Source organism: Ruegeria sp. AG7, assembly GCF_056541545.1.
On record NZ_JBQFYP010000004.1, the window covers coordinates 259,522 to 280,145 of the forward strand.

23 protein-coding genes and 1 tRNA gene are annotated in these 20,624 nt (G+C 56.9%); 12 read left to right on the top strand and 12 right to left on the bottom strand.

Annotation, left to right across the window (positions count from 1 at the left end; translation table 11 throughout):
• Positions 1 to 23: 23 nt before the first annotated feature.
• Entirely contained in the window at positions 24 to 422 is a 399-nt protein-coding gene (locus ACR0BF_RS07885; RefSeq protein ID WP_480516410.1) for a DUF983 domain-containing protein, read from the bottom strand.
• 219 nt (positions 423 to 641) lie between these two features.
• Here ACR0BF_RS07885 and ACR0BF_RS07890 point away from each other — a divergent pair, with 219 nt between their 5' ends.
• Genes ACR0BF_RS07890 through ACR0BF_RS07905 form a run of 4 tightly spaced genes read left to right on the top strand, consistent with a single transcriptional unit; the run spans position 642 to position 2,549 of the window.
• Entirely contained in the window at positions 642 to 1,112 is a 471-nt protein-coding gene (locus ACR0BF_RS07890) for an EF-hand domain-containing protein (RefSeq protein WP_480624625.1), read from the top strand.
• A gap of 6 nt (positions 1,113 to 1,118) precedes the next feature.
• A complete protein-coding gene (locus ACR0BF_RS07895) occupies positions 1,119 to 1,736 on the top strand; it encodes an RNA polymerase sigma factor (RefSeq protein WP_480624626.1) in 618 nt (205 codons plus the stop codon).
• On the top strand, positions 1,726 to 2,079 hold the full coding sequence (locus ACR0BF_RS07900) for a hypothetical protein (protein ID WP_480476116.1): 354 nt from the start codon (positions 1,726 to 1,728) through the stop codon (positions 2,077 to 2,079). Before ACR0BF_RS07895 ends, ACR0BF_RS07900 begins: the two co-directional genes overlap by 11 nt.
• Positions 2,076 to 2,549: a periplasmic heavy metal sensor gene (locus ACR0BF_RS07905; RefSeq protein WP_480624627.1), complete on the top strand. Its 474-nt coding sequence runs from the start codon at positions 2,076 to 2,078 to the stop codon at positions 2,547 to 2,549. The genes ACR0BF_RS07900 and ACR0BF_RS07905 overlap by 4 nt, the downstream gene beginning before the upstream one ends.
• Positions 2,550 to 2,554: 5 nt before the next feature.
• Here ACR0BF_RS07905 and ACR0BF_RS07910 read toward each other — a convergent pair whose 3' ends face one another.
• A complete protein-coding gene (locus tag ACR0BF_RS07910) occupies positions 2,555 to 3,955 on the bottom strand; it encodes a diguanylate cyclase domain-containing protein (RefSeq protein ID WP_480624628.1) in 1,401 nt (466 codons plus the stop codon).
• 88 nt (positions 3,956 to 4,043) lie between these two features.
• Here ACR0BF_RS07910 and ACR0BF_RS07915 point away from each other — a divergent pair, with 88 nt between their 5' ends.
• The 5 genes from ACR0BF_RS07915 (at position 4,044) to ACR0BF_RS07935 (ending at position 8,418) form a co-directional block, all read left to right on the top strand.
• Positions 4,044 to 4,328 carry a DUF3572 domain-containing protein gene (locus tag ACR0BF_RS07915; RefSeq protein ID WP_480624629.1) on the top strand — a complete coding sequence of 95 codons (285 nt, stop codon included), beginning with the start codon at positions 4,044 to 4,046 and terminating at the stop codon, positions 4,326 to 4,328.
• A gap of 24 nt (positions 4,329 to 4,352) precedes the next feature.
• Positions 4,353 to 5,045, top strand: coding sequence for an HAD family hydrolase (locus ACR0BF_RS07920; RefSeq protein ID WP_480622304.1), 693 nt, complete (start codon positions 4,353 to 4,355; stop codon positions 5,043 to 5,045).
• Between the two features lie 118 nt (positions 5,046 to 5,163).
• Complete coding sequence (locus tag ACR0BF_RS07925; protein ID WP_480476126.1) at positions 5,164 to 6,723, top strand: trimethylamine methyltransferase family protein; 1,560 nt, start codon at positions 5,164 to 5,166, stop codon at positions 6,721 to 6,723.
• A gap of 118 nt (positions 6,724 to 6,841) precedes the next feature.
• Positions 6,842 to 7,429, top strand: coding sequence for a heme NO-binding domain-containing protein (locus ACR0BF_RS07930; RefSeq protein ID WP_480604353.1), 588 nt, complete (start codon positions 6,842 to 6,844; stop codon positions 7,427 to 7,429).
• Positions 7,426 to 8,418 carry a diguanylate cyclase domain-containing protein gene (locus ACR0BF_RS07935; protein WP_480557460.1) on the top strand — a complete coding sequence of 331 codons (993 nt, stop codon included), beginning with the start codon at positions 7,426 to 7,428 and terminating at the stop codon, positions 8,416 to 8,418. The genes ACR0BF_RS07930 and ACR0BF_RS07935 overlap by 4 nt, the downstream gene beginning before the upstream one ends.
• A 39-nt stretch (positions 8,419 to 8,457) precedes the next feature.
• Here ACR0BF_RS07935 and ACR0BF_RS07940 read toward each other — a convergent pair whose 3' ends face one another.
• From ACR0BF_RS07940 to ACR0BF_RS07975, 8 genes are all read right to left on the bottom strand, one after another.
• Positions 8,458 to 9,156 carry a CbiX/SirB N-terminal domain-containing protein gene (locus ACR0BF_RS07940; protein WP_480557458.1) on the bottom strand — a complete coding sequence of 233 codons (699 nt, stop codon included), beginning with the start codon at positions 9,154 to 9,156 and terminating at the stop codon, positions 8,458 to 8,460.
• 61 nt (positions 9,157 to 9,217) lie between these two features.
• Complete coding sequence (locus ACR0BF_RS07945; RefSeq protein WP_480476134.1) at positions 9,218 to 10,150, bottom strand: AEC family transporter; 933 nt, start codon at positions 10,148 to 10,150, stop codon at positions 9,218 to 9,220.
• 33 nt (positions 10,151 to 10,183) lie between these two features.
• The gene (locus tag ACR0BF_RS07950; RefSeq protein ID WP_480624630.1) at positions 10,184 to 11,002 is read right to left on the bottom strand and encodes an MBL fold metallo-hydrolase; all 819 of its coding nucleotides are present in this window, start codon (positions 11,000 to 11,002) and stop codon (positions 10,184 to 10,186) included.
• On the bottom strand, positions 10,999 to 11,805 hold the full coding sequence (locus ACR0BF_RS07955; RefSeq protein ID WP_480604345.1) for a TatD family hydrolase: 807 nt from the start codon (positions 11,803 to 11,805) through the stop codon (positions 10,999 to 11,001). Before ACR0BF_RS07955 ends, ACR0BF_RS07950 begins: the two co-directional genes overlap by 4 nt.
• Positions 11,802 to 12,923, bottom strand: coding sequence for a DNA polymerase III subunit delta' (locus ACR0BF_RS07960; protein ID WP_480624631.1), 1,122 nt, complete (start codon positions 12,921 to 12,923; stop codon positions 11,802 to 11,804). Before ACR0BF_RS07960 ends, ACR0BF_RS07955 begins: the two co-directional genes overlap by 4 nt.
• 3 nt (positions 12,924 to 12,926) lie before the next feature.
• Complete coding sequence (tmk, locus tag ACR0BF_RS07965) at positions 12,927 to 13,553, bottom strand: dTMP kinase (RefSeq protein WP_480476142.1); 627 nt, start codon at positions 13,551 to 13,553, stop codon at positions 12,927 to 12,929.
• Positions 13,550 to 14,716: a D-alanyl-D-alanine carboxypeptidase family protein gene (locus ACR0BF_RS07970; RefSeq protein ID WP_480624632.1), complete on the bottom strand. Its 1,167-nt coding sequence runs from the start codon at positions 14,714 to 14,716 to the stop codon at positions 13,550 to 13,552. The genes tmk and ACR0BF_RS07970 overlap by 4 nt, the downstream gene beginning before the upstream one ends.
• A 16-nt stretch (positions 14,717 to 14,732) precedes the next feature.
• A complete protein-coding gene (locus ACR0BF_RS07975; RefSeq protein WP_480493853.1) occupies positions 14,733 to 16,013 on the bottom strand; it encodes an SPOR domain-containing protein in 1,281 nt (426 codons plus the stop codon).
• 202 nt (positions 16,014 to 16,215) lie between these two features.
• Between ACR0BF_RS07975 and ACR0BF_RS07980 the strand changes: the two genes are divergently transcribed.
• A tRNA-Ser gene (locus tag ACR0BF_RS07980) sits at positions 16,216 to 16,305 on the top strand.
• Positions 16,306 to 16,866: 561 nt separating this feature from the next.
• On the opposite strand, the gene ACR0BF_RS07985 is transcribed toward ACR0BF_RS07980, so the two are convergent.
• Entirely contained in the window at positions 16,867 to 17,409 is a 543-nt protein-coding gene (locus ACR0BF_RS07985) for a hypothetical protein (RefSeq protein ID WP_480624633.1), read from the bottom strand.
• A gap of 124 nt (positions 17,410 to 17,533) precedes the next feature.
• On the opposite strand from ACR0BF_RS07985, the gene terL reads away from it, so the two are divergent.
• Complete coding sequence (terL, locus tag ACR0BF_RS07990) at positions 17,534 to 18,394, top strand: phage terminase large subunit (RefSeq protein WP_480624634.1); 861 nt, start codon at positions 17,534 to 17,536, stop codon at positions 18,392 to 18,394.
• Between the two features lie 281 nt (positions 18,395 to 18,675).
• Positions 18,676 to 19,467, top strand: coding sequence for a class I SAM-dependent methyltransferase (locus ACR0BF_RS07995; RefSeq protein WP_480624635.1), 792 nt, complete (start codon positions 18,676 to 18,678; stop codon positions 19,465 to 19,467).
• Positions 19,468 to 19,685: 218 nt separating this feature from the next.
• Here the strand turns inward: ACR0BF_RS07995 and ACR0BF_RS08000 are convergent, their stop codons facing one another.
• Positions 19,686 to 20,237, bottom strand: coding sequence for a hypothetical protein (locus ACR0BF_RS08000; protein ID WP_480608323.1), 552 nt, complete (start codon positions 20,235 to 20,237; stop codon positions 19,686 to 19,688).
• Positions 20,238 to 20,624: the final 387 nt, after the last annotated feature.

Consider the following 20,624-nt stretch of genomic DNA (forward strand, 5'->3'; position numbering starts at 1 on the left):
GGAAAACAATCGCTTCTTCCGGCTCATGAATCGTTGCCAAAACCGTGCATACGACGCGCCCACTGATAAGCGACCACAGCGCCTTTCAGACGGGGGAGCAAAAACAGCGACAGTGCAACGCAAGCAATGGAAAACCCGATGGCCATCACCCATGGGTCCGGGCGCCAGTTCACATACGAGACGTGCAGGGCCGGGGCCAACAGGTGCCCGACCAGCAGGATCGTCAGATAAGCTGGGCCATCATCGGCGCGATGGTGAAACAGTTCCTGCCCACAGTTCGAGCAGGTGTCATTCACCTTCAGGTAGCTGTGCAACAGCTTGCCTTCACCGCAATTTGGGCACTTGCACCGAAACCCTTTGACCAATGCAGGCCAGGTTTCTCGCTCGTTCTGGGTTGTGGTGTCGATCGTCTGATCCGTCATAATATAACTCGCGCAGTAATCTTTGGCGGATAATGCGCCTGAACGGGTGGTTTTTAAAGGGGGGTGCGTCGCTTTGCAACGCACCTCAGGTGAACCACGTCGTGATATACCGCGCTGGTTCAAAAAAAGTTGCTGGCACCGCGACGGAATTCCCTGCCTCGCGCGTTTGAATGGTTATGAGCAGCGGCACTCAGGCCGCGTCAACAAGGGAAAACCGAAATGAAAAATGCAAAGTTCATCACGGCGATTGTCCTGTCGGGTGTTGCAATCACCGGCACGTCCGTTCTGGCGGCTGGTCCGGGTGGTCGTGAGCCAGTGTCCTTTCTGGAATTGGATGCCAATGGCGATGGTCAAGTGACGCAGCAGGAGATGGAAGCACATTACACCGAGCGTTTCTCAGCCGCGGATACCGATGGGGACGGCCAGCTCAGCCTAGAGGAGATGCAGGCTGCTGCTCAGAAAAAAGCAAACGACCGGGTCGCCAAAATGTTCGAAAACAACGATGTGAACAATGACGGGTTCCTAAGCCAGGACGAGTTGCCGAAACCGCGCCGGGGTGACAAGATGTTTGACCGGATGGATGCAGATAACAGTGGTGGAATATCGGAACAGGAATTTGCCGATGCCAAAGACCGGATGGGACGGCACCATAAGAAAAAGAACCATAAGTCAGGTGCAATCGACAACTGAAGCAGGGTGGAGGACCTGACCTCCCACCTACACGATGTTCGCGGTGCGGATTGCACCGCGAGCTCTCTCAGCGACGATGTGTTGCTGAGCCAATTCGCTGATGGTGACGCACAGGCTGCGCGGGTTTTAACCGATCGCCTTGGGCCGCTTTGTTATTCCGTTGCGTTGCGTATGTTGGGCAATCGGGCCGAGGCAGAAGACGTAACGCAGGAGGCGATGATGCGGTTGTGGCAGATGGCGCCGGATTGGGTGCCGGGTCAGGCCAAAGTTTCGACATGGCTGTATCGCGTAACGCTGAACCTTTGTGTGGACATCCGGCGCAGGAAGGCCCCCGGCAGGTTGTCGGATATTCCTGAGCCGGAAGATGGCAAAGCCAGCGTGGCCGACCGACTGCAGGATGAGGCCCGCGTGGATGCGTTGCAGCTTGCCCTGGCGGAGCTGCCAGAAAGGCAGAAGCAGGCTGTGGTTCTGCGCCACATCGAAGAGTTGCCCAACAGTGAAATTGCCGGGATCATGGGAATTTCAGTGGAAGCGGTTGAAAGCTTGACCGCGCGGGGCAAACGAAGTCTGACCGCGATACTGGCCGGGCGACGTGAAGAACTGGGGTATGACGATGACGGATGAAAACCTGGAACTGGATCATTTGTTTGCGCAGGCTCGGCAGAACCGACCGGCGCTGCCCGACGATCTGGCCGTGCGCATCCAGACAGATGCTGAAAAACTCCGTCTTAGTCGCCTAGGGCCTGAACCTCGACCTCAATCTTCGATCTGGCATCGAATGATGGACAACGTAGGTGGCTGGCAGGGGGTGGGCGGCTTGATCGCCGCCAGTGCGGCGGGGCTCTGGATCGGTTTTTCCGCGCCGGGGTTCCTGCCCGATCCCGCCAATCTGCTGACATCGCAAGAGGCGGCATTTTTTGTGGCGGACCTTGGATATGACACGAGTTTTCTGGAGAGCACAGAATGAACGCTGCCCTTAAACCGAAACGCCGGTGGATGACGGTTTTGTTGGTCTTGTCATTGGCTCTGAACCTGTTGGTTGTCGGTGTTGCAGTCGGAACCATGCTGCGCCTGAAGGATGGAGTTCACACCGAGGCACCGCCGGGATTTGGCCCTGCGCTGTATCGCGCTTTGCCGAAAGATGATCGCAAAGCGATGCGAGGGGAACTGTCAGCGCTGCGCGAAAAAGACCTAAGGGGGCGCAGACAGGACTTTGAAGCCTTGAGCCTGGCACTGCGCACAGTGCCCTTCGATCCGGTCGCCGTTGAAGTGTTGTTGCAGAAACAGTCGCAGGCGACGGCAGAACTGCAACTAGCCCTGCAGACGCAATGGCTGGCTCGCGTCACCGCCATGAGCGACGCAGAGCGGCAATCTTATGCGGGCAGGTTGCAAAAGATCGTCGAACGCGGGCCGCATGGACACAAGAAAAAGGACTGACGGGTTCAGGCTGCGCTTTGCCTGATACTCACCTGATTGCGTCCCGCTTTTTTTGCCGCATAAAGGGCTTTATCGGCGGCTTTCAGGATATCTCCTACAGGAACGGGTGTGCCTTCTTTTCCCGGCTGACCCGATTGCGGCATCTCCAGCCCAATGCTGATCGTCACGTTAACCTGCAAACCTTGGTCCGATAGCAGGAACGGGGCGCGACAAATGCTGTCACAGATGGTCTCAGCCAGTTTTCTGGCTTGTTTTTGTGACACATCGGGCACCGCGAACATGAACTCTTCACCGCCGATACGGGCGACAAAACCTTTGGATCCAAGTGCGCTTTGCATTCGTTTTGCGGCCTGCGTCAGAACACAATCACCGGCGCCATGGCCATGGCAGTCATTGATGATTTTGAAGTGATCCAGATCCGCCAGCATGACGGCAAAGCCACGCCCGGTACGGGCAGACTGGCGCGCGATCTGATCCAATGCCCGCATGGCGTAACGACGATTGTGCAGCCCGGTCAGCGGATCAATCCAGGACTCGGCGATCCCTTTTCTCAATGATACGCGCAAATGATCAAGCCGTGCCTTGCGCGCAACTTGATTGTTCAGCCGCAACAGGATCTCTTGCGCACAGAACCCCCCCAGGCATACGGCGTCTGCGCCTCTGTCCAGCGCTTCTGAGGCCTGCACGGCATCGTAGTCCTGCAAGACGCCAATCAGGACAGTGTTCCGGGTTGCTGCCCGTGACCTGAGATCTGCAAGGATATTCAGCGCGGACGGATGCGAGCTCAGTTCGACCACAATCGCGTCCGGTATCGGTCCGGACAAAACGCCCTGCAAGTTCGATTGAAGGTGCCAGGACAGATCGAAATGGTGCTGGCCTTGCAAGGCCTTGTGCCAAAGGGCACCGGTTCGGACAGTATCGGTCAAGATATCAACCCGGGCCGCGTTCGGGGGGGTGATCATGACAGGGGCGGGTTCCCCAAATCCAATAGGTTGTGATCCGTTGCTGACCTGCAAATCTTGAGTAACTGCGCGCGCACGCAAAAGGCTGCGAATGCGTGCCAGCAGCAACGTATCTTTGAAAGGATGCGTCAACACATCGTCCAGCCCGTCTTTCAGGGCACGCAGGCGCGCGTTTTTGTCATTCTGTGCTGCAAGTACGACAACAGGCACGTCATCAAGGCCAGATACTTCGGTAAGGGCTTTCTTGACATCTGCGGCTGTTCCGTCGGGCAATGTCTGTGCCGTCAGTACAAGGTCCGGCTGAACGCGACGCGCAAGGGCTTGTAGCCCTTCAAGTTTTCCACCCTGTACCACGTGATACCAGGCAGCGGTTAGTTGAACCTTCAGCATTATGCGGTTAGTTGATACCCCGTCGAGGACAAGGATGGTGCCTTGCACAGACATAGTCGTTCACCGTTGATTGCATGCGCGAACAAATTGTTTATGAGTCTGGTTAACAAACTCTTTCCATCACCTGATCCGAGCACTGTTTATGTCCATTTCGCCTGATTCAGCCGAGACCCTTGCTCTGACGGCCTTGGGTTGGCTGGTCAGAAATGACGAGCTTTTGCCTGTCTTTCTTGGCTCGACAGGTGCTTCGATCGGGGATGTTCGCAATCGGGCCGGTGACCGGGACTTTCTGGCTTCGGTTCTCGATTTTCTTGTGCTTGACGATTCGTGGGTCATGGCGTTTTGTGACGCCAACTCGATCGCCTATGATCACCCTGCCCAAGCGCGGGCGGTTCTGTCAGGCGGTGGCGATGTACACTGGACCTGAACACCTTTTCCGCAGGAGCACGCGATGCCAATAGAAGCAATCGTCTTCGACAAGGATGGCACTTTGTTCGATTTTGCCAAAACCTGGGGAACCTTCGGGCGCTCGTTGCTGATGCGTCTGACAAAGGGGGATGTAGACCGGGCTGTGGAACTCGGCAGCATCATCGGATTTGACTTCGAGCAAGAGCGGTATTCCACGGATAGCATTGTGATAGCCGCAACAGTCGAAGAAATCGCCGAGGTGCTTATTGCGCATGTTGACGATGTGACATTGCAGGAAGTTGTAGACATGATGAATGCCGAGGCCGCGGCGGCTCCTCAATCCCCTGCCGTGCCGTTGGGTCCATTCCTGAAAGGGTTGCAGCAATCCGGGATCAAACTGGGCCTTGCGACAAATGACAGCGAGCATCCGGCTTTGCAGCATCTGGAATCTGCGGGAATACGCGAACACTTCGATTTTATCGCCGGGTATGACAGTGGTCATGGTTTCAAACCCGGGCCAGGTCAGTTGCTGGCCTTTGCCGCACAGGTCGGGGTCGAGCCGTCGCGCATTGCAATGGTGGGGGACAGTGTTCATGACCTGCAAGCGGGGCGCGCAGCCGGGATGATCACCATTGGCGTTTTGACCGGATTGGCTGAAGCAGATGCGCTGGCACCGATGGCGGATGTGGTCCTTCCGGATATCGGTCACATTCCAGCGTGGCTGGCCGAAAAATGATGTGTTGATCCGGAAAATCGACGAACAATTATAGAAAACCGACAAGCTCTGTCGCAGATGGAGCGGCCAGAAACGCGTCTTCGGGTCTTGCTTGTACCAAGCCAGAACGGAGGCAACCATGGCCGAAACCAACACACGCAAACGCCGCGGCGGAGGACGCGCAGGTGCGGCAGCGCGCAGGGGTAGCGCGGTGATTGACCAGATGCCGTGGGACCCACCCATCAATATAGATCGCCCGACTGAACCGCTGGATCAGGCCGGGATCGAAGCGATCCATGAAGGTGCCATGCGTATTCTGGAAGAGATCGGGATCGAATTCTACAACGAAGAGGCAATCGGCATCCTGCGCGAAGCGGGGTGCACGATCAATGGTGACAACGTCCGCATGGGGCGCGATTTTGTCATGGAGATGATCGCCAAGGCGCCCAGCCAGTTTTCCATTACCCCCCGAAATGTTGACCACAGGATCGAGATAGGTGGAAAGAATATCCTGTTTGGCAACGTTTCATCTCCGCCCAATTACTGGGACATGGAAATCGGAAAGAAAGTGCCGGGCAATCGCGAGATGTGCCAGAATCTTCTGAAACTGACGCAGTACTTCAACTGTATTCACTTCGCTGGCGGATATCCTGTAGAACCCGTCGATATTCATGCCAGTGTCCGGCATCTGGATGTGCTGTATGACAAGCTGACCCTGACCGACAAGGCGATGCACGCTTATTCGTTGGGTAAGGAACGTGTTGAAGATGTGATGGAGATGGTGCGCATCGCGGGCGGTCTCAGCCACGAGGAATTCGAGGCCTCGCCACGGATGTACACCAACATCAACTCAACCTCGCCGTTGAAGCATGACCATCCGATGATAGATGGTTGCCTGAGATTGGCGCGGCGCGGGCAGGCGATTGTCGTAACCCCCTTTACGCTGGCGGGGGCAATGGCACCAGTAACGATGGCAGGTGCGGTTGCACAGTCCCTGGCCGAAGCCTTGTGCGCCATCGCTCTGTTCCAATATGTGCGCCCTGGTATCCCCTGTGTAATCGGAACTTTCACATCCAATGTGGACATGAAATCAGGCGCGCCCGCTTTCGGGACGCCGGAATACATGCGCTCGACACAGATGACCGGGCAGATGGCGCGATATTATGGGCTGCCGCTGCGTTCATCCGGTGTTTGTGCGGCCAATGTGCCAGACGGGCAATCCGTGTGGGAAACCTCAAACTCGCTCTGGGCGGCCGTACAGTCAGGCACCAACATGGTGTACCACGCCGCCGGTTGGCTGGAGGGCGGCCTGATCGCCAGCCCGGAAAAGTTCATCATGGATTGCGAGGTTTTGCAGCAAATTCAGCGCTATATGAACCCTGATCTGACCGCGACCGGGCCGGATGAGATTGCTTTGGATGCAATTCGAGCGGTTGGCAATGACGGTCACTTTTTTGGCATCCAGCATACACAGGATCGCTACAGCACGGCCTTCTACCAGCCCTTCCTGAGTGACTGGAAGAACTATGAAGGCTGGGAGGCCGCCGGAGGCATCTGGACGGCTGAGCGTGCGCATCACATGTTCAAAGAGATCATCTCGAGCTTTGAAGCCCCTCCGATGGACGATGGTATTCGCGAGGAACTGGCCGAGTTCGTCGAACGCCGCAAGGCCGAAGGCGGCGCGCCGACGGACTTCTGACATGGTGGGTAGTGTCGTCTTGATACTCCGCTGCATTCACAGCAACTCGGGGCGAATTTTGGCTATTTGTTAAGGTTTCTCAGACCACAGTGCCAAGGACACCAATCTGAGGCATCCGATGCATGGTCTGATCAACCGGGCGATACAATCCTTTGTCGGCGCGACCTACGGGCAATCCTGTTGGGTTCGCGTGACCGAAGGTGCGCGGCTTGGGTTTGTCGAGTTTGAAGCCATGCTCATCTATGACGATGACATGACGACCCGGTTGCTCGAGGCCCTGAGTATTGACCTCAACCGACCACAGGCGGAAATCCTTGAAGATCTGGGAACATATCTGGTGTCCCATCCGAACATGGAAGGGCTGCGCCGACTGCTCAGGTTTGGGGGTGTCACCTATGTCGAGTTTCTTCATTCCCTAGATGATCTTGCGGATCGTGTGAGACTGGCTGTCTCTGATCTGACTTTGCCTGCGCTTGAGTTGAGAGAGCTTTCAGCCACGGAATACCAGTTGTGCTGCCTTCCGGACTTACCGGGATTTTCCAGTGTTATGGTCGGGGTCCTACGAGCGATGGCCGATGATTATGGTGCGCTGGTGATGCTGTCGCATGAGGGTCGTCAGGAGTTTTGTGAAATCATTTCAATCATTTTGGTCGAAAGCGCCTTTGCCGAGGGGCGCCATTTTGATCTGGGGGCTCGGAACAGATGACACATACCCAAGAACTGGCCGAACTTCTGGAAACGCTTTGCCCGATGTTCATGTTGGTGGACCGCAGCGGATGCATTCAACAAGCGGGCCCGACATTGCAAAAGTTGCGGCCCGAATTGCCTTTGGTCGGGCTGGGGGTTCTGGACGTGTTCGAGCTGATCCGCCCCAGAACAGTCACCACCCTTCCCGCATTGATGTCGATGGCCGGTGCCAAACTGCATCTGAGATTTCGCGATGAACCACGTACGACCCTGAAAGGCCTGGTCGCACCCTTGCCCGAGACGGGCGGTGCAGTCATCAATCTGTCATTCGGTATTTCGATTTTGGATGCGGTTCGGGATTACGCCCTGACGAGCGCAGATTTTTCCGGCACCGACCTGGCGATCGAGCTGTTGTATCTGGTCGAAGCCAAATCTGCCGCGATGGAAGCGTCCCGTTCACTTAATCTCAGGCTTCAGGGGGCAATGCTAGCCGCGGAAGAGCAGGCATATACCGATACATTGACGGGATTGAAGAACCGTCGCGCGATGGATCATTTGCTGGGGCATCTGATCCTGACAAATACTACATTTGCCCTTATGCATCTGGATTTAGACTTCTTCAAATCCGTGAATGATCGGCTGGGCCATGCTGCCGGGGATTACGTCCTGCAACAGGCGGCCCGCATCATGCTTGAAGAGACGCGTGGAGACGATACGGTTGCGCGGGTCGGCGGGGATGAGTTTGTCATTATTTTTAAAGGTCTGACGCGGGAAGAAACCCTGGAGTCCATCGCCGGGCGCCTGATCGCGAGGTTGAATGAACCCATGATGTTTCAGGACCAACCGTGCTGTATCTCTGCAAGTATCGGAACGGCCTTGTCCACCCAGTTCAAGGTTCCCAAAGCCGCCGACATCCTTCACGCCGCCGACGTCGCCCTTTATCAGGCCAAGCGAGATGGCCGGTCCTGCCACCGCCTGTATTCCACTCTGATCAAAGCGCAAACCTGAGTTTTGCCTGTTTCCGGGGCAAAGAACTCAGGCGAATTTTTACGCGAGCTGAACGGCCTTCGTTACCTGCTTGGCAATCTGGTGCCGGATGGGTGGCAGTTCCCCAACCACTGGCAGCAGGACGCCTTCGAAGCCTGCTTGGCTCAATCCTGCGGGCACGTCGTCTACTGCGTGCCCCCCGGTGCAGGCAAAGAACGGAAGGCACAGCGCCTGAGCCCCTATGCCGGTTGCGGCTTCGGAAATGGATGGCGGTTCTTCAACAAACCCAACGCGGACAGATTTGAAAGCCAGCATTTCTTGAAGTTGCGATGCGAAATTCAGAGCCACAACCGACGGGTTTCGGCTACGCCCCGACCCATGGGCGGCAATGACCAAATCGGTCGACGCAGTTGCCCAATTCAATTCGGACAACTCGGATTGCAGGGCGTGCGCGGTCAATTCCGGTAGCTCTGGGTCAACACCCAATGGGTCTAGAATGCGCGCTTTGTGATCCCCTAATCGCTTGGGTAGTGCGCTGGTGACAAACCATCCGTTTGCCATGAAAAGCGGATAGATGACCGTGTTTTCCGGCAGGCTGTTCAGTTTAGCCTCGAACGCGCCGGGCGCGGCCAGAGTTGCAGCATGCACCGTTACATGCTCGGTCAGGGCGCCGACCGTAGCCGCGAATGCAGCCAAAGCAGCCTCAGCCGGTTCTGGATCGGACGGCTGGCCATGTGCGACGATGATGGCATGTGGCATTTGGATCTCCTGACACGATATGCGTTACGTGCCTCTGTGCGAACTGAAGTCAACACTACTGTTAGCCCAGAACCGTTAGCCAAAGCCAGACAGTCAGGATGGATGTGGCTGTCCCAATGAGAACAGAAGAAGCTGCGACCCGCTTGGCGCGGCCATACATATTGGCAAAGATATAGGCGTTAAACCCGGGCGCCATGGCTGCGTTCAACACCCCCGAGCGGAAAAGGTCCTGCGGCAGCCCCGTGGACTTGCCGAATATCCACACTAGGCTGGGATGTAGCATCAGCGAGATTGCGCAAACAAAGGCGATAGTTCGCAGATCGCCTTCGGGTTTGTATTTGACCAGTACCCCGCCCAGTGCAAACAGGGCGCCGGGCAGGGCGGCCCGAGTGATAAGACCAAGGGCTTCGTCCACCACAGCCGGGATGGTCAAACCGGACAGATTGACCACGAACCCCAGTGCAATACCAAGGATCAGCGCGTTCTTGAACATTGCAGACAGAACAGAACGTGCCATGCGCGCGCCACCGTTTCCGCGATTGCGGACAACCTCCATCACCGTGATCCCAACGCCGTAACAAAACGGGGAATGGAAGGCGATAATCGCATAGTTGCCTGTCAGGTTCTCAGGACCATAAGCGCGTTCGGTAATCGGCAATCCAAGCAGAACCGAGTTTGAGAACAGGCAACAAAACCCGATTGCCACGCAGTCTTCCCATTCGCGGTTGAAAATGATGCGCGCACCAAAAAGACCCGTGGTGAAACACAAGGCAGCGGCGGAATAGAAGCTGGCTAAAAGCCGGGGATCGAAACTGGCGCTGAGGTCCAGATGCGCGATGGCCAGAAACAACAGGCATGGGATCGCGAACCCTTGCGTAAATCTCATCAGCCCGTCGACATGGTTTTCTTTGAAATAACCTGTTCGTGTTGCCGTGTAACCGGCGCCGATCACAAGAAAGACAGGAAGAATGACGTCAATCAGGCTTTGCAGCATTTGGCCCCCATGCAGCTGCCAAGCTGCGATATCTTATGCAAAAGGAACAGGGGCCTGAAACGCGTGATGTATCACCATCCCGTCATAGGCGGGGGTGATATTGTCCGGAGTTTCTGCATCGACGGTCGCATAGTCCAGATCGATATGCATGTTGGTCAGTATCGCCTGTTTTGGTTGCAGCTTCCCAATCCACTCCAGCGTTTTTTCCAGATGTGCATGTGTGGGATGAGGGCTTCGGCGCAGGGCGTCGATAATGAGATACTCCAACCCTTCCATTTCAGGCCATGCGGCGTCGTAAATTTCGGCAACATCCGGCAAATAGGCGAGCTGCCCCATTCGAAAGCCCAGAGAATCTATCGAGCCGTGATTGACCTTGAATGGACGAAACGGAATGGGTCCTCCGGGGCCATCGATTTCGAACGGCCCGTCGATGGACTTGAGGTCGAGGATCGGAGGATAGGGTGACCCTTCGGGTTGAATGAAGGCGTATCCAAACCGCCCCAGCAGGGCGTTCTGAGTATCACCATCAGCCCAGACCGGAACGCGGGTTTTCATGTTGAACACGATCATGCGCAGGTCGTCGATTCCATGGACATGATCCGCGTGAGAGTGTGTATAGACCACACCATCAAGCCGCCCGGTGCCCGTGTCCAGCAACTGGCTGCGCATGTCCGGGGTCGTATCAATCAACACGGAGGTTGTGCCGCCGGGGCCGTCACGCTCGACAAGCAGGGAACAGCGTCGGCGAATGTTCCTGGGGTTTGCAGGGTCGCAATCACCCCAGTGACCACCCAACCGGGGTACGCCGCCTGACGATCCGCAGCCCAGAATGGTAAATCGCAATTCGGTCATGCAGCGGCCCTGTACGTTGCCGCCTTGCTGAACAGCCGGTCAAAGTTCGCCTGAGTTTGGGCGGCAAAAGCCGGATACTCCAGCCCGAACAGCTCGGCCCCTTTTCGGGCTGTATGTGCGGTATAGGCCGGTTCGTTTCGCTTGCCACGATAAGGGGGCGGTGCCAGATAGGGCGCGTCAGTTTCCACCAGAATGCGATCCACTGGCGTACTTGCGAAAATGTCGCGCAACTCCTGGCTTTTGGGAAAGGCCGCAATGCCGGACATGGAAAGATAAAACCCCAGATCCAGCGCGGCCTTGGCCAACTCGGCCGAGGACGAGAAACAGTGCATCACGCAGGAATAGGGCGCATTGCGATATTCTTCGGCCAGAATTCGGGCCATATCGTCGTCTGCGGCGCGGGCATGGATGATCAAAGGCAACCCTGTGCGCTGGGCGGCTTCGATATGAATGCGCAGTGATTGCTTCTGAAGCTCAGCGCTGTCCGCTGTATAGTGGTAATCCAGACCGGATTCGCCGATGCCTACAAATTTCGGGTGTTGTGCCAGTGCAACCAATTCATCGACCGAGACCATAGGCTCGTCTGCGGCACTCATCGGGTGGGTCCCTGCGGCGTAGAATACCGGCGCATGGGCTTCGGCAATTGCACGGACCGCGGGTTCATTGCGCAGCTTGGTGCAAATCGTCACCATCCGGGTCACGCCAGCCTCGGCCGCGCGCGAAATGATGTCGCTCAACTGACCGTCAAAATCCGGGAAGTCCAGATGGCAATGACTGTCGGTGATCTGGGGGGTGTCGCTCATCTGACCTGGCCGGCGGTTTCCTGTATCTTGAACACCGTATCTAGGACCAGAGCGGCAGGGTCAAGGTTCACCGCCTGACCATGTCGCGCGCGGGCTGTGATTGTCGCGGCGACTTCGGCCCATCGACGAGCCTGATCCGTAGAATTCGACAATCTGGCCAGCGTTTCAGCTTCGTTCGGGGCGGCTTCGGGGGACGGTGGTGCACCGGTTGCCCCGGTCAGGGCCAGCCGAGACAAGGCGACATCGATCAGTGTCAGCAGCAGATCAAAGCGCTCGGCCGCGCCGCGTTGTGCTGCAGCCTCGGCCAGGGCCAGTGCGCGCTGCCGGTCCAGACGGGGCAGGGTGCCCAGAATGGCAATCAGTTCGGCATAGATTTCAAGTCCGCCCAGATTGATCAGGCGAACCGCGTGCCCGACCGAGCCAGCGGCCAATGCGGCGAGATATTCGGGGTGCGCCAGTAAGGTCGTCCCGGTTTGCGACAGCGCGTCCTGCATATCCCCAGCGTTCAGCGGCCCCAGACGTAGGGTACGGCAACGAGAGCGGATGGTTGGCAGCAAGCGTGAGGGTTGGTGCGATACCAGCAAAAGGGTGGTGCGCGCCGGAGGCTCCTCCAGCATCTTCAGCAGTGCATTGGCGGCGCTGACATTCATCTCATCCGCCGAATCCACGATTACGACCCGGCGCCCGCCATCGGCAGAGGACAGGCCAAAGAACTTTCCCAGCTTTCGGACGTCGTCCACAACGATTTCGTTGCGCAGCCGCCCCTGATCATTCAGTGACCTGGCTATCGCGGCCAATCCCGGCTCGGCCCCGGCCAGTATGCGACGTGACACCGGGTGGTTGGGATCAATGTCGAGAGTCTCTGGCGGTGGCGGCGCGCCAAACAGCCCACCGTCGTTTGCCAAAGGTGTTGCCAGCAAGAACCGCGCAATCCGCCATGCCAACGTCGCCTTGCCGACACCACGCGGCCCGGTCAGCAACCAGCCGTGGTGCAGCCGGTCCGAGTTGAAGGCGGTCAGAAACGCCTGTTCCGCTGCATCCTGACCAAAAAGCTGGGCGGTCTCGCGGGGATGCGGCGCACCAGGCACCTGATCCGGAGAGGGGATTTCGTCATTCATCGTCTATCGCAGTGCAGCCTGGACGATTTCTGTCACATCCTGTGCAACGCTGTCCATGTCCCGGTTGCCGTCCACAACGCGGAAACGGTCAGAAAACTCACGGGCCAGCGCCAGAAAGCCCGCCCGCATTTTCTTTTGCAGGTCCGGGCCGAAATCTTCGAACCGTTCTTCCGCGCCTTGCCGCCCTTTGGCGCGGGACAGGCCGGTATCGGGGTCCATGTCGATCAGCAGCGTCAAGTCAGGCTCGCGCTTGATCATCAGGCTGTGCAGCTGATCAACAAGGCCGCGCAGATCTCCCCGCGATAGGCCCTGATACATGCGTGTGCTGTCGGCAAAACGGTCGCAGATAACGACTTGCCCTGCGGCCAGCGCGGGTTCGATCGTACGTTCCAGATGGTCGCGGCGGGCGGCCGTGAAAAGCAGAATTTCCGTTTCTGCCGACCAGCGGTCGGGATCACCTTCCAACACCAGACTACGAATTTCTTCCGCGCCAGGCGAGCCGCCCGGTTCACGCGTCAAAACGACCTCATGACCCTGCGCGCGCAGTTGATCTGCCAGCATCCGCGCCTGAGTTGACTTGCCTGATCCGTCAATGCCTTCGAAAGTCAGAAATAACCCAGCCCTGGTCACATCGACTCCAGCGGGTTATTGATCACGTCTTTCAGAACAATGCCACCAACGGTCAGCATACGAACGACAAATCCACCAATTGCAACGTCTTCCGCTGCCACCAGCGGACGTCTTATTTCCGGCAATCCTTCAGGCTTGATGACAAGCTCGGCCAGTTGCTGGCCTTTTTTGACCGGCGCATTGATGGGACCCTGATAGACCACTTCGGCCTTGACGTTCTGTGTGCCCAGAACTGGAAACAGAACCGTCAGATCGCCGTCAGGTACAAGACCTACGGTCCTTTTCTCGCCCATCCACACCTTGGCTTCAGCTATCGGCGTTTCCGCGTTGGCAACTGTCCTCTCGACAAAATTTCGAAACGACCAGTTAACCACGGCCTCAGCCTCCTCTGCCCGTTGGCCGGTGCTGTCCAGCCCGCTGAGGACGAAGATGACACGGCGGTCGCCCTGTTTGGCGGAGCCGACGAGGCCGTATCCGGCCTCCTGCGTGTGGCCGGTTTTAAGGCCATCCGCGCCGATGCTCAGTTTCAGCAACGGATTGCGGTTACGGGCATTCGATGGCGCACGGCCATCGAATTCGAATTCCTCTTCTGAAAACAGGGGGTAATATTCGGGGAAGTCGGTAATCAGCCTGTCGGCCAGAACCGCCAGATCGTGAACCGACATCATATGTCCGGCGGCAGGCCAACCGTTCGAGTTCGCGAAATTCGAGTTGTTCATACCGATCTGCTTGGCGCGTTGGGTCATGTATCGGGAAAACCCGGCCTCTGTCCCGTCGGGGCTCAGCGCCTCGGCGAGCACCACGCAAGCGTCATTGCCTGACAGAACGATGATGCCGCGCAGCAGGTCCTCGACCCGAACCCGGTCCTGCGTGTTCAGAAACATGGTCGAGCCGCCATAGCTCATCGCGTGTTCAGACACGGGCAGGGTTTCGTCCAGCGTCAGTCTTCCGTCACGCAGCGCTTCGAAAGCAACATACAGCGTCATGAGCTTGGACATGGATGCAGGCGGCAAGGGTTGATCAGCGTCTTTTGCTAAAAGCACCGTACCGGTGGTCTGATCGATCACATATGCCGCGCGGGCGGATGTATCAAAAGCCTGAGCCGGGATTGCCAGCACGGCAAGCCCAAAGGCCAGAACAGAAACTCGCAATGAGGATAGCATGTTATGCCTCCCTGTATCAGTCGGACACGGTGAACGCATCTTTGAAACCAAGATCCTTTACATCTTTTTGAATGGCTTTGCGTTCGGCCCGGGTTGTGGCAGGGCCAACCAGGACCCGCCATACTGTTTTGTTTTCGGTTTTCAGTTCCCGCACAACAGTCGACATGCCATTCCGGCGCACTTTCTCAGCAGCGGCATTGGCATTTGCTTCGACGCTGAATGTCCCGATCTGCACGAATGGTTTGCTCAGCGGAGACGCAGCGCCTGTTGCTGCTGCCGCGGTCGGAATCGCTTCGGTCGCGTCAATCGCGGCTGCCGCGCCTTCGATGGGGTCCAGCGGCGTTTCGGTGATTTCAGTGGGGTCTTTCTTTTGCCACCACTTTCGTTTCGCGGGTTTTTCAGCGGGGGCTTCGACAGGCGCATCGGACAACGCCGGTGCAGCTGCGGCCGCCGCAACTTCTGCGGCCACATCCACACTGTCTGTTGCGACATCCGCCGCAGCCACGGTGGCTCCCGCAGCCGCCGCTGCTGGCTCTTGTTTCTGCCACCACTTCCGCTTGGCGGGTTTTTCTTCAGCGGGCTCTGTCGGATCCTCAGTGGCTGATGCCGCGTCGGTGGTTGTTCCCGTACCTTCGGTTGCTTCATTGGCAGAACTTGCCGCTTCCGCCGCAACCACTGCTGTACCAGCTGCTGCCGCTGGCGCCTTCTTTTGCCACCATTTCGGCTTGGCCGGTTTTTCGCTATCTGCCGCGGATGGATCGTCGGTGGCTGCGGCATCCGACACCGCAACCGTATCCGCCGCCTCGTCTTCCGGTTTGGGCGCGTCCTCTGGTGGTGATTCCTTTACAACTTCACGGCGCAGAGCGACGACACTGACCTTTGTCGGCGCGCCCGCCAGCATTCCGAGCTGTTCCGCAGCCGCAGATGACACCTGAAGTGCCGGGCCGGGCAGGTTGCGTTCACGTCGGAACAGGGCCCCTGTTACGGACTTGTTGTTCGTAGTGTTCGTAATCACGACACGCTCGGGCTGTGAAACATCCGGGTACGCGACCCAGATCCCGCCCAGCGAGGGTCTGCCATCCCAAAGCCCCGCTTCGGTGACCTGAAAAACATCAGGGGCTTCGACGTCACGCTGCGAGCCCGAGGCCGCCTCGGGAAGGAGTTCGGTTTTGTTTGAGTTTTCTTCAGGTTTTTCAGCCTCTTGAAGAATGTCCTCACACCCGCTCAGAACTGTCAAAGTCAACGCCAGATACGCCAACCGTTTCGGTCCCGGGCGTGTCATGATCGCTCGCTTCATCTGCTTATCCCTTGCCTGAAGGGGTCTCGTTCTCGGAACCCCGCTGCCGGTCTGCTGGTTCTGCTTGCCAGCCTGTTTCGGTCTATTTCGGGGATCATAACGCGGCTGAAGAGTCATGGAAAGACCGCTGCGCGGGCTTCGGCAAGAAATCCCGATTTCGACTTGCCTCTGGCAGAACTTGCGCTTAGACCCTGCCTTCGACGGGGAGGTGGCAGAGTGGTCGAATGCGGCGGTCTTGAAAACCGTTGGGCGTGAGAGCGTCCCCAGGGTTCGAATCCCTGTCTCCCCGCCACCCATACCCGTCTCACTTCAGTTGTGTTTTCTGACCCGGAATTGTGCCGCAATTTCCGCGAGTTGGCGCGTGCGCTTTCAATCAGAGACGGAGCAGACTGTACATTCAGAGCGCAATTCCGGCCGCAGTCTCAGTGCCGCATTTTGGCGGGGTCGCTTTGGGCTGGATTTCCCTGATACCCGGCAATTTACAGGGAATTTTCGTGAAACGGGTCTGAGTTCGGTCATTTCTCCTGTCAGAACTGCATGTTTTTCAGAGGTTTATGTTGCAAATTCCCTAAAAAGCGGAACAGGGAATTTTCTCGCGGGAACAGGGAATTGTTCCGGCGGATCAGGGAGGGCGAACCCTGTATCAGGGACGCAGGATCTGAAGCTATCAAAAGCCGAACTGGCGTTCCTGTTCGGACCAATTAAGTGGGTGGGTCACGCTGACCAGACGCTTGAGTGTGAGTTCGGGCGGTTGGGTCCCGTCTAGAATCGCGGCCTGAATCTTCGGGGAGAGAAACGCGAGCTGGGCGCGGGTGCGGATGAATACGCCGGGAACACTTTCACGGCGTGCAATTTACATCAGTTGAATCCCGGCATTCAGATCGCGCGCCCAGCCATGGGCGCGGAGCAGCATGGACTGGAGGTGAGGATCGGGTTGGGGTGAAATGTCTCCAGCGATGATCTTGGCCTCGACACCGCGGCGGCGCAGATCGAAAGATGCGGAGACGTGGGTGAGATCCGGGTGCAGATGATCGGCCGCGATGCCAAGTGCGCTTGCCAGAGTTTTGGGGTTAAATTCGAGGTCGATCTGTCCTCGTGCAATTTTGCCTTTGGCCAGAAGAGCAGCGCCGACCTGACCGCCTTGGCCTTGAAGCCGGGTTACTAAATCTGCAACTGAAGTCTGCACTGCATCGGCTGACCCGGCCTCCGGTTGCGCCAGTACTTGGTGCGCCGCGGCTGCGTCTTGCAGATGTCTGACGATGACATCAATGACTGCGTGTTCCAGCGCCGGGCCGGGCAGTCGCCAGCCGGAGATATCCTTGCCACCCGAGATCAGTCGATTGGAGACGTAATAGCGCAACCGTCGGCCTTTGCGCGTGGTGTGGGTTGGCGTCAACCGATCACCTGTTTCGTCCTGTAGCAGACCGGTGAGCCAGGCGCCGGGGTCATTGGAGTGTTGGCGCGTATCAGAGGGGACTTTGCTGTCGCGCTTTGACAACCCGTCCGAGGGACGCGTGGTTATGGTTGCACAACGGCTGCACGAGATGGATCCTCCGGGGTATCTGCTGGAACGCGGGACTTATCGGCATCTGAATCTGCCTGCCATCGCCGAAGACCATGAGACGGTGCCCCTTGGGCTTGGAAGGGTCATGCGCCGCAAACCTGGCGATCTCCTGTGCCCGTCGCGCCTGGATCAGCAAACGTTGGATACGAAGCGTCGGGAAATGGGCGCGGCCGTGTTCAACTGCCAATTTCAGCAGAACCCCATTGCTCCCGACGGGTCACCCCTGCGCTGGGAGTGGTTCCGTACTTACGAGACCATCGAAGATCGCCGCTGGTATCAGCTTGTCGTTCAAAGCTGGGATACGGGGATGTCTGCGGATCCCAGGTCCGACTTCTCGGTCTGTACAACCTGGGGGTTCCGCGAAAACGCGTGGTACCTTCTTGACGTCTGGCGTGGGCAGGTGGACTACCCAGACCTGAAAGCCAAGGCACTGCAGCTTGTCGGTCGCTGGGATCCGGATCGAGTTCTGATCGAAGATGCGGCCTCCGGCAAACCGCTTCTGGACGAATTGTTTCGTGATGACCGTCGGCGCTATGAACGCATTAGACCTGACAAGGACAAGGAAACCCGGTTCCAGTCCGAGTGCGGTCCTGTCGAAGAGGGCAAGGTGTACCTGCCTGCGGACGCGCCCTGGTTGTCAGCGTTCAAACGGGAACTGCAGTCCTTTCCACGCGGGCGAAACGACGATCAGGTCGACAGTTTTGCCCACTTTCTGAACTGGTCCAAGGGACTGGGATTCTACCGGGCATTGGGCCGGGACCACCGGATCAACATCGAACGTCGGGAGCGCAATCGAGAGAGGGTCAGACGGCGGTAGAACCTCAGCGTCAAGCTTGAAAACTCGTTGAATAGTGCAGGGAGGGCCGATGTCGGACCAATCCTGAGAGCGGCCCCAATGACCGCTCGCAACCACAAACCGGTCTCATCGCTAATGCCGTCGGATGACTGCTTCGAGCCCACTTCTACAAATGCTGCACGGCGCATGAATGTCCGGATCAAAGGACAAGCCTGAATACAACACAATCAACGGCGGTTTGACCTGAGAAAGGGTACGCGCATACGCTGTCGTTAACACAAAAAGCGACAAAAGGTTTTTCCATGACATTTCAATTGGCAGGTAACGGACCCAAAATCTACGAAGAAGTCATGGTGCCCCTTTGGTTTGGCCGGTGGGCCGAAGCGCTTGTTGAACAGGCTTCACTAGTTTCTTCGGAACGTGTCTTAGATGTTGCTTGCGGAACAGGTGTGACGACCCGACTTGCTAAGTCGAAGGTTGGAGCAAGCGGGCAGGTCGATGGTCTGGACATCAACGCGCCAATGCTCGCCAAGGCAAAAGATCTAGCTGGTGATCTCGATATTCAATGGATTGAGAGCGATGTATGCGGCAGCGGACTGCCTTCAGGGTCTTACGATGTCATTCTTTCGCAGCATGGCTACCATTACTTTCCGAAAAAAACCAAAGCTTTGAGTGAGTTCTTGCGGCTCCTGGTTCCAGGCGGGCGTTTGGCATTCTCAATCTGGGATGGGCATAGCGCTTATACTGAAGCCCTCTGCTCTGCTGTTGCCCACCACATCTCCCCCGAGATTGCAGAAAAGCAGAGCGCTCAACGGCAGACGCCACCGGCGGAAGAATTAAGACAACAGGTCTCGGATCAAGGGTTCTCGGATGTGGCCGTTCAGAGGCAAGAGCTGATGATCGATGTTCCGCTTGCGCCAGAATTTGTTCCCATGCATCTGGCGTCTATGCCTATTGCAGGCGCATTTCTCGCGCTCGAAGAAGATTCGCAAAGTGCCTTGATTCAAGAGGTCGCGGAAATGCTCGACGCATATGTTGTGGGCGATAGACTTATCTACCCTGACGCGGTGAATGTCGTGACAGGACGCAAATAGTATCCTCGCGTCGCTCATGCCCGCGTGAATCCACAACCCAGATAGGTTGATGTCTAACTGCAACGTTGCTGCGTCAGGCGCTGAAAGCAGACACTTGCGCCGATGCAGCGAATGCTCGCTACGTCCGCAGACCGGTCATTCAACCGACCTTCAACCAACGTCCTTTTTGGACAAAAGGAACAAAAAAATGGGCCCAGTCAGATCAGGCTGCTCAGCCTTCAGGAGACTGCACCTATTTGTCCACCGGATGAGGTAGAACCCAATGCCTTTAGTAGTAAATGAATGTTCGCTCTTGCGGCACCTTCGTTAGCTTTTTGCAACCTTTCAACGCCAACAAATGCCTCCGACAAATCTGCCGTGTACTCCGACTTTATAGTTCTGTCGAAAAGTATCCTGCTATTAGTATCAATAATGTTGTATCGGACGGTCATTGCGACCTTCAAATCGAAGCCAACAAGCGGTTGTTCGACACTAAGAATATCAGCACGTAGCGTGTACTGGCCTGAAGTAGAGTAAATTCCAGCTTGACGAAGAGAAGTTTCTAAAGCCGCCTGAAAATCTTCTTTTGATATTTCCGATGTCCACATGGGGTTGGTTTCTTCCCCACCATATCCAGTCACCTTTCCGACTGAACTGTGGTATTTCGCCGAACTTGGTGTTGGTGCAATTGAACCCGGAACCATGGCCGTTTTTTGCGCTGGCTGAGCACAGCCGGCTAGGAGTATGCACATTGCCACCCCTGTTACTTTGCTGGCAAAATCAAAAGACATAATCCCCCTTTCATTCACAGCCACTGTTATTTGGCTCAAAAGTGAAGTGAACTGCCAATGATTTAATGATCTTAGGCCAGAAGCGTCTTTGATGTGTATCAACTCAGAATTTAGCTGGCACCGCAACGAGCGTCCCCAATAAGGGGACGCTTTTGTCCGTTAAACGTTCCATCAAAAAATTTGATGGTGCCGCACTGGTGCAAACGGTAGATTCGTCCGCATTGCAGTCATTGAGTGGAATTGAGCGAGCGTCTGCCTCGAGCCCGAAGCAGCCCGTTCAAAGTGTCGCGAGAAGCGCACTACGGACAAAGGGCCAAACAAGTAAATCAACACTCAGCGGAAAGCTTCCACAATCGTAGGGACTAGCACCTGATGGTCGGCGCGCGG